General features: G+C 33.7%; 8 protein-coding genes. 2 read left to right on the forward strand and 6 right to left on the reverse strand.

Going from position 1 to position 9039, the window contains the following annotated elements; translation table 11 throughout:
* Positions 1-166: 166 nt before the first annotated feature.
* On the reverse strand, positions 167-1279 hold the full coding sequence (gene mobV / locus P8A20_RS38500) for a MobV family relaxase (RefSeq protein ID WP_306105479.1): 1113 nt from the start codon (positions 1277-1279) through the stop codon (positions 167-169).
* Between the two features lie 505 nt (positions 1280-1784).
* Complete coding sequence (locus P8A20_RS38505; protein ID WP_061680684.1) at positions 1785-2162, reverse strand: hypothetical protein; 378 nt, start codon at positions 2160-2162, stop codon at positions 1785-1787.
* Between the two features lie 978 nt (positions 2163-3140).
* Here P8A20_RS38505 and P8A20_RS38510 point away from each other — a divergent pair.
* On the forward strand, positions 3141-3413 hold the full coding sequence (locus tag P8A20_RS38510) for a hypothetical protein (protein ID WP_270395337.1): 273 nt from the start codon (positions 3141-3143) through the stop codon (positions 3411-3413).
* Between the two features lie 170 nt (positions 3414-3583).
* Here the strand turns inward: P8A20_RS38510 and P8A20_RS38515 are convergent, their stop codons facing one another.
* From P8A20_RS38515 to P8A20_RS38525, 3 genes are all read right to left on the reverse strand, one after another.
* Positions 3584-4213 (reverse strand): hypothetical protein, encoded by a 630-nt coding sequence (locus P8A20_RS38515; protein ID WP_061661320.1) that lies wholly within the window; start codon positions 4211-4213, stop codon positions 3584-3586.
* Between the two features lie 238 nt (positions 4214-4451).
* Positions 4452-5798: a MobV family relaxase gene (mobV, locus tag P8A20_RS38520; RefSeq protein ID WP_061661321.1), complete on the reverse strand. Its 1347-nt coding sequence runs from the start codon at positions 5796-5798 to the stop codon at positions 4452-4454.
* Between the two features lie 505 nt (positions 5799-6303).
* Positions 6304-6681 (reverse strand): hypothetical protein, encoded by a 378-nt coding sequence (locus tag P8A20_RS38525; protein WP_061680684.1) that lies wholly within the window; start codon positions 6679-6681, stop codon positions 6304-6306.
* Positions 6682-7659: 978 nt separating this feature from the next.
* Here P8A20_RS38525 and P8A20_RS38530 point away from each other — a divergent pair.
* A complete protein-coding gene (locus tag P8A20_RS38530) occupies positions 7660-7932 on the forward strand; it encodes a hypothetical protein (protein WP_270395337.1) in 273 nt (90 codons plus the stop codon).
* Positions 7933-8102: 170 nt separating this feature from the next.
* Here the strand turns inward: P8A20_RS38530 and P8A20_RS38535 are convergent, their stop codons facing one another.
* Positions 8103-8732, reverse strand: coding sequence for a MarR family transcriptional regulator (locus P8A20_RS38535; protein ID WP_306105480.1), 630 nt, complete (start codon positions 8730-8732; stop codon positions 8103-8105).
* Positions 8733-9039 lie beyond the last annotated feature (307 nt).

Here is a 9039-nt window from a genome sequence, read left to right on the forward strand (position 1 = left end):
AAAATGATTTTCTACCTCTCTCCCAACGAGTTCATTCTTAACAAGTCCTCTAAAAGCCTTAAATTGCTCTTTAAAGACCTTTTTCGTCTGTTGATATAAAACCTTTATGTTTGCCTGTAAATCCCTTATATGGGCTTTTAAAGAGCCTATTTCAGTATGTAATTCCTTATTCGTCTTCTTCGAATTCCCGATTTTGTTTATAAGAATGTTTTAAAGCAAGATGATTCCCCTCAATTGTTTCTTCTAAGTATTTATTATTTTCTCTCAAGCTATGATTCTCTTTTACCAGATCCGTCTTCTGTAAACGCTCATAGTCTTTTTTAACAATCACCGCTGCATCAACCTTTTCTTTCATATCTCTCCATTGCTCACGTGTAACCACAATGTTTCCTGTTTTTTTCTCTGTGATTTCTGGCTTTCCAAACAGTTTTGTTGTGACTTCTGTTTTTGTTTCTTCTCGCAAATAAGACATTGACACTGGCTTATCTGGAATTTGGTTTCGAAACATTTCAAATTCCTGTTTCTTTTCTTTTATTTTTTTATCTAAACTCAAAAATTGTTGCTGAATTTTTTGTAACGTTTCATTCTGTTTTTCGATGTAATTTGTGGTTTGTTGTAATTGATTATGAGTTTCCGCTACTTTTGTTTTTAAATGCGTTTTTACATTGGATAACTGTTCCACTTCTACTTGTAAATCTTGTTTTTCCTTAAAGGCTTGAGGCGATAAATGTTTTTTCTCTGAACCTTCTCCCCGTTCTACATCAAAACCTTTTTCCCGCATTTCCAATGGAAAGTCCTGTTGTAAGGATGTTAATTCTTTTCTCGTAAACATATCTTTCGCTGACAAACGATTGTCTTCTGTAATTGGCATCACACCAATATGCATATGTGGTGTCGCTTCATCCATATGAACCATCGCATACAACGTATTTTGTTTCCCATAACGCTTTTGAATAAACGCTAGTGAACTCTCAAAATAACGTTTTTGTTCCTCTAAACTTAATGAATGCATGTAGTCAGGCGAGGCTGTTACGACAAATTCAGAAAGTACAACCGAATTCGCCCGTGGCTTTCGTTTGACTCGCTCACTGATCTTTTGTTTAATTGTGCTTTCATATCTGATTTTTTGTTGATTTAACAAATCATAATTCTGTTCACTTTTTGAATAATCGATGTCTAAATTTGATTTACTTTTACCTTGTCTTTGATTATGTTTTTGAATTCCTTGCACATCAGAAATTTGAAATTTCTGCATGTGAATGATTGCGAACTTGTTCATGTTTTTCCCTCACAATTGTCTTCCGTAAGAGGACTACTTTTGAGACTATCATAACATATCGAGAGAGCGAATCCAAAGTTTTGGTATAGCCCACTATACCAAATTACATTTGGTGTGGGCTCTGCGAGACCTTGTTGGCTTCGCCAAATCACGCCGTAGCGTGATAAATACCAGGGGCTTTGCCCCACACCCCACAAGGGGAACCCTTCCCCTTGACCCCATCAATCGAACTCCCCAACCCCTCAATCCTTGAGGGGCTTCCTCGCCGGTTGGCACCCCCAAAACGAATCGTTTTGAGGAACTGCCAAGAGGATGAAAAATCAGCTGCACGTGTCCACTCCTTAATGCTCCTTTCATGGATCAGCACAAAACGCTGATCCATTTCAGTCCGCTTACCGTTGACACTTACCTTTAATCTTTTTCCAGATTTCTTTTATAAGACTTAGCCTAGATGCCGGTATGTTTAACTTTAGGGATACCGTGGACAATGAGGTTAATCCACCATCTATATAACGAAGACCAGTATCCTTTTTTGAATATATTCGTTGTAAGAGATTGAATCACGACCTGCAAGATATTTAGCAAAACAAAGCATGCTTTCTTCTAATTCTGTAAATCCAATTGATAAATCTCTTTTGACTACCTCTAAAGAAGATTGTACATCATCAGGTAATTTTTCTGGTACCTTAATTTGAGTCAAAATCTTAGAACGTGTTGCAAATTCCTCACCCACATTACCCACATTTAATGTTAAATTATATAGTTCCTCCTCACTTAGTTCACCATTCATTTTATTCAGATTATTTAATAATTCCATGCTAGTAATAACCAAATCAGTAACTTTATTTTCAAAACTTATAAAAAGGCGTTGCTCAGTATTCATTTCTGTTTTAGGGGTCTGTGTAGTAATGGAACAAGAACGGCAATAAGATTTTATCATTATCAAAAATCAAGGTTTTTGATAATGATAAAATCTGTGCTAAATAAAGCTTTGATACGTTAATACTACGTTATCAAAACTATTATCCTAATCAAATTAACAATAACAACCGTTTTTGATAAATTTAATAAATATTAAACTTTTAATCAGTAAGATATTTATTTTTTGGATAAAAAAACTTTATTGTTAGCTATATTGAAGTGAAAATATAGGTTATTGCCGTTTCTGTTCCGTTACTACACAAACCCCTTTTAGCAAAAGTTGTTAGAGGGGAAATCAAACCAAATAAGCAACTGAATAAAATTACATTGTATTTATTAAAAAAAAACATGATTTATCTCCACCTAAATCTTTTATTTTATCTAACCTTATGATGTTCCAAAGTAATAATTTTATTTTAAAGATCAGAAAAAGGGCTTATTTGGGTATATACATAAATTTGTACCCTGCATACGTTGATAAGGTGCAACCACCCAACTGGTAATTCCAACAAAACTTCTGAAAGGATCTATTATGAACGATGCAATTTGCAAATCTTTAAAAACAATCCTTTGTAGGAAAAAACATGGACATTTAAGGGTTACTTGTAGGGATTCTTGCGAATTCCTGACATCAATAAACACATACATCCATACTTTTCATTGGGAGCAAGTATTTTAATATGGTAATCTAAACTTAGCTTTGTACATTTTTTGTCAAAATACCCTTAGAATAAGTCACTTTTTTAAGTGACTTATTTTTTTTAATGTATTGTGATAAACTGTAATCGAAATAAAAAAAATTTCCTTAACTAAAATATTTTCAAACACATATACATAGTGTAAAGGAGACACACTCCTTATTGAATATGTATAAAAAAAGGTTGAATCCCTTTCACCAGGGATTCAACCTTTTTTTTGTGTGTCCCCCTTGTTTTTGGGTGTGAGTGCTGGCTCGCCGTGTGGGGGCGAAACCCCACATAGCGTTGATTTGTCTGAAAAAAGAATCCTACCCTGGGCGGAAGAACTGGCGATTCGGCTGGTACAATTGCTGATCCAAGTCGAGCAACTTAACCCCGTTTTTGGTCTGTTCGGCTTGGCGAAAGCTAAAAACCAGCCGAAAAAAGTTCCGCAAGGAAGAAACGTAGTGAAAAAGGTGGAGATTTTTGAATGCCTTTTATTCAAAAATACTACCTGTTCCTTGCGGAACTTTTAGCCTCTTAAATAGAGAGTGAGAGTATAAGAACTATTAAATGTTTAAAAAAGGTTGATATATCAGTGGTTTGAGAGATTTAGCACCGTATCATTTTTAATACGGTACCGTATTAAAAATGATACGGTTAATAATCACAAAAACAAAAAAAAGGAGTCTTTAAAGACTCCTTTTTAAAACAATTTTTGAGGTAATTTTTTAAGTATTGAATTATCCTTCATTTGTTTTTTAAACATTAAAACTAGATGTTCTTTTACATCATCTTTATCTCCAACATATATGATATTTGGGTTAATAAATAATACATAATCTTTAGCTTGTTTAATATCACAGGCATCTCCGGAAACAGCTTTAGCAAAAATACCTTTTTTAATCAAAGCATTTACCACTCTACTAACTTTTGTTCTAGATGTATTTAAACAATCGGCTAAACCTTGAATTGTCAAAGCATTTGCCGGTTTTTTCATTATGTCATCTACAATAGCATTTGAATGCATACTAATATTTGATTGAATATCAGTTAAAAAAATCTTTTCTTCACTGGTAAGATATTTTTCTTTTCGTAAAAACTCCCAATTTTTTTGCAGGAATTGGGCAAACCTCACTTTTGATTGTGGAGATTTCTTCGTGCCTATGTAAATCTCTTTACCACCAGTCGCTTTACTCAAAACTTTTAATGCTTCATCTACTGTTTCTTGATCTATTCCATTATGTTCTTCTTCAAAATACCTCTGTTCAATCTCTAAATCACGTTTTATAGCATTTTTTTCAGCTTGTCCAAAGTTAATAACCTTTTTTGTCATGTGTTGTTGCTCCTCTCATATTACGAGCACCAACGTAAATACCTAAACTTTCTATTTGATTATCAATCAAATTATGATAATCTATTTACGCAAACGAGTTTAGGTATTTTCGCTGAAATACCCTTTAAAACGAGCCATGCTCCAACATGGCTCGTTTTTTAATTTTATCACACATAATCTCCCAAAAGATTGTCAAATAAAGTTTCCCTAAGTTTTTATTTACCTTTTTGAATGTCTTCTAGCGCTCCATGTCATATCCTCGATGTCTACTTATTTTCTTCTTATTTTCACGTTCATGTTCCCGTTCAAAATGATTTTCTACCTCTCTCCCAACGAGTTCATTCTTAACAAGTCCTCTAAAAGCCTTAAATTGCTCTTTAAAGACCTTTTTCGTCTGTTGATATAAAACCTTTATGTTTGCCTGTAAATCCCTTATATGGGCTTTTAAAGAGCCTATTTCAGTATGTAATTCCTTATTCGCTTCTTCTAATTCCCGATTTTGTTTATAAGAATGTTTTAAAGCAAGATGATTCCCCTCAATTGTTTCTTCTAAGTATTTATTATTTTCTCTCAAGCTATGATTCTCTTTTACCAGATCCGTCTTCTGTAAACGCTCATAGTCTTTTTTAACAATCACCGCTGCATCAACCTTTTCTTTCATATCTCTCCATTGCTCACGTGTAACCACAATGTTTCCTGTTTTTTTCTCTGTGATTTCTGGCTTTCCAAACAGTTTTGTTGTGACTTCTGTTTTTGTTTCTTCTCGCAAATAAGACATTGACACTGGCTTATCTGGAATTTGGTTTCGAAACATTTCAAATTCCTGTTTCTTTTCTTTTATTTTTTTATCTAAACTCAAAAATTGTTGCTGAATTTTTTGTAACGTTTCATTCTGTTTTTCGATGTAATTTGTGGTTTGTTGTAATTGATTATGAGTTTCCGCTACTTTTGTTTTTAAATGCGTTTTTACATTGGATAACTGTTCCACTTCTACTTGTAAATCTTGTTTTTCCTTAAAGGCTTGAGGCGATAAATGTTTTTTCTCTGAACCTTCTCCCCGTTCTACATCAAAACCTTTTTCCCGCATTTCCAATGGAAAGTCCTGTTGTAAGGATGTTAATTCTTTTCTCGTAAACATATCTTTCGCTGACAAACGATTGTCTTCTGTAATTGGCATCACACCAATATGCATATGTGGTGTCGCTTCATCCATATGAACCATCGCATACAACGTATTTTGTTTCCCATAACGCTTTTGAATAAACGCTAGTGAACTCTCAAAATAACGTTTTTGTTCCTCTAAACTTAATGAATGCATGTAGTCAGGCGAGGCTGTTACGACAAATTCAGAAAGTACAACCGAATTCGCCCGTGGCTTTCGTTTGACTCGCTCACTGATCTTTTGTTTAATTGTGCTTTCATATCTGATTTTTTGTTGATTTAACAAATCATAATTCTGTTCACTTTTTGAATAATCGATGTCTAAATTTGATTTACTTTTACCTTGTCTTTGATTATGTTTTTGAATTCCTTGCACATCAGAAATTTGAAATTTCTGCATGTGAATGATTGCGAACTTGTTCATGTTTTTCCCTCACAATTGTCTTCCGTAAGAGGACTACTTTTGAGACTATCATAACATATCGAGAGAGCGAATCCAAAGTTTTGGTATAGCCCACTATACCAAATTACATTTGGTGTGGGCTCTGCGAGACCTTGTTGGCTTCGCCAAATCACGCCGTAGCGTGATAAATACCAGGGGCTTTGCCCCACACCCCACAAGGGGAACCCTTCCCCTTGACCCCATCAATCGAACTCCCCAACCCCTCAATCCTTGAGGGGCTTCCTCGCCGGTTGGCACCCCCAAAACGAATCGTTTTGAGGAACTGCCAAGAGGATGAAAAATCAGCTGCACGTGTCCACTCCTTAATGCTCCTTTCATGGATCAGCACAAAACGCTGATCCATTTCAGTCCGCTTACCGTTGACACTTACCTTTAATCTTTTTCCAGATTTCTTTTATAAGACTTAGCCTAGATGCCGGTATGTTTAACTTTAGGGATACCGTGGACAATGAGGTTAATCCACCATCTATATAACGAAGACCAGTATCCTTTTTTGAATATATTCGTTGTAAGAGATTGAATCACGACCTGCAAGATATTTAGCAAAACAAAGCATGCTTTCTTCTAATTCTGTAAATCCAATTGATAAATCTCTTTTGACTACCTCTAAAGAAGATTGTACATCATCAGGTAATTTTTCTGGTACCTTAATTTGAGTCAAAATCTTAGAACGTGTTGCAAATTCCTCACCCACATTACCCACATTTAATGTTAAATTATATAGTTCCTCCTCACTTAGTTCACCATTCATTTTATTCAGATTATTTAATAATTCCATGCTAGTAATAACCAAATCAGTAACTTTATTTTCAAAACTTATAAAAAGGCGTTGCTCAGTATTCATTTCTGTTTTAGGGGTCTGTGTAGTAATGGAACAAGAACGGCAATAAGATTTTATCATTATCAAAAATCAAGGTTTTTGATAATGATAAAATCTGTGCTAAATAAAGCTTTGATACGTTAATACTACGTTATCAAAACTATTATCCTAATCAAATTAACAATAACAACCGTTTTTGATAAATTTAATAAATATTAAACTTTTAATCAGTAAGATATTTATTTTTTGGATAAAAAAACTTTATTGTTAGCTATATTGAAGTGAAAATATAGGTTATTGCCGTTTCTGTTCCGTTACTACACAAACCCCTTTTAGCAAAAGTTGTTAGAGGGGAAATCAAACCAAATAAGCAACTGAATAAAATTACATTGTATTTATTAAAAAAAAACATGATTTATCTCCACCTAAATCTTTTATTTTATCTAACCTTATGATGTTCCAAAGTAATAATTTTATTTTAAAGATCAGAAAAAGGGCTTATTTGGGTATATACATAAATTTGTACCCTGCATACGTTGATAAGGTGCAACCACCCAACTGGTAATTCCAACAAAACTTCTGAAAGGATCTATTATGAACGATGCAATTTGCAAATCTTTAAAAACAATCCTTTGTAGGAAAAAACATGGACATTTAAGGGTTACTTGTAGGGATTCTTGCGAATTCCTGACATCAATAAACACATACATCCATACTTTTCATTGGGAGCAAGTATTTTAATATGGTAATCTAAACTTAGCTTTGTACATTTTTTGTCAAAATACCCTTAGAATAAGTCACTTTTTTAAGTGACTTATTTTTTTTAATGTATTGTGATAAACTGTAATCGAAATAAAAAAAATTTCCTTAACTAAAATATTTTCAAACACATATACATAGTGTAAAGGAGACACACTCCTTATTGAATATGTATAAAAAAAGGTTGAATCCCTTTCACCAGGGATTCAACCTTTTTTTTGTGTGTCCCCCTTGTTTTTGGGTGTGAGTGCTGGCTCGCCGTGTGGGGGCGAAACCCCACATAGCGTTGATTTGTCTGAAAAAAGAATCCTACCCTGGGCGGAAGAACTGGCGATTCGGCTGGTACAATTGCTGATCCAAGTCGAGCAACTTAACCCCGTTTTTGGTCTGTTCGGCTTGGCGAAAGCTAAAAACCAGCCGAAAAAAGTTCCGCAAGGAAGAAACGTAGTGAAAAAGGTGGAGATTTTTGAATGCCTTTTATTCAAAAATACTACCTGTTCCTTGCGGAACTTTTAGCCTCTTAAATAGAGAGTGAGAGTATAAGAACTATTAAATGTTTAAAAAAGGTTGATATATCAGTGGTTTGAGAGATTTAGCACCGTATCATTTTTAATACGGTACCGTATTAAAAATGATACGGTTAATAATCACAAAAACAAAAAAAAGGAGTCTTTAAAGACTCCTTTTTAAAACAATTTTTGAGGTAATTTTTTAAGTATTGAATTATCCTTCATTTGTTTTTTAAACATTAAAACTAGATGTTCTTTTACATCATCTTTATCTCCAACATATATGATATTTGGGTTAATAAATAATACATAATCTTTAGCTTGTTTAATATCACAGGCATCTCCGGAAACAGCTTTAGCAAAAATACCTTTTTTAATCAAAGCATTTACCACTCTACTAACTTTTGTTCTAGATGTATTTAAACAATCGGCTAAACCTTGAATTGTCAAAGCATTTGCCGGTTTTTTCATTATGTCATCTACAATAGCATTTGAATGCATACTAATATTTGATTGAATATCAGTTAAAAAAATCTTTTCTTCACTGGTAAGATATTTTTCTTTTCGTAAAAACTCCCAATTTTTTTGCAGGAATTGGGACAGCTTCACTTTTGATTGTGGAGATTTCTTCGTGCCTATGTAAATCTCTTTACCACCAGTCGCTTTACTCAAAACTTTTAATGCTTCATCTACTGTTTCTTGATCTATTCCATTATGTTCTTCTTCAAAATACCTCTGTTCAATCTCTAAATCACGTTTTATAGCATTTTTTTCAGCTTGTCCAAAGTTAATAACCTTTTTTGTCATGTGTTGTTGCTCCTCTCATATTACGAGCACCAACGTAAATACCTAAACTTTCTATTTGATTATCAATCAAATTATGATAATCTATTTACGCAAACGAGTTTAGGTATTTTCGCTGAAATACCCTTTAAAACGAGCCATGCTCCAACATGGCTCGTTTTTTAATTTTATCACACATAATCTCCCAAAAGATTGTCAAATAAAGTTTCCCTAAGTTTTTATTTACCTTTTTGAATGTCTTCTAGCGCTCCATGTCATATCCTCGATGTCTACTTATTTTCTTCTTATTTTCACGTTCATGTTCCCGTTC

It is taken from the genome of Streptomyces sp. Alt3 (genome assembly GCF_030719215.1).
GTDB classification, from domain to species: Bacteria; Actinomycetota; Actinomycetes; order Streptomycetales; family Streptomycetaceae; genus Streptomyces; species Streptomyces glycanivorans.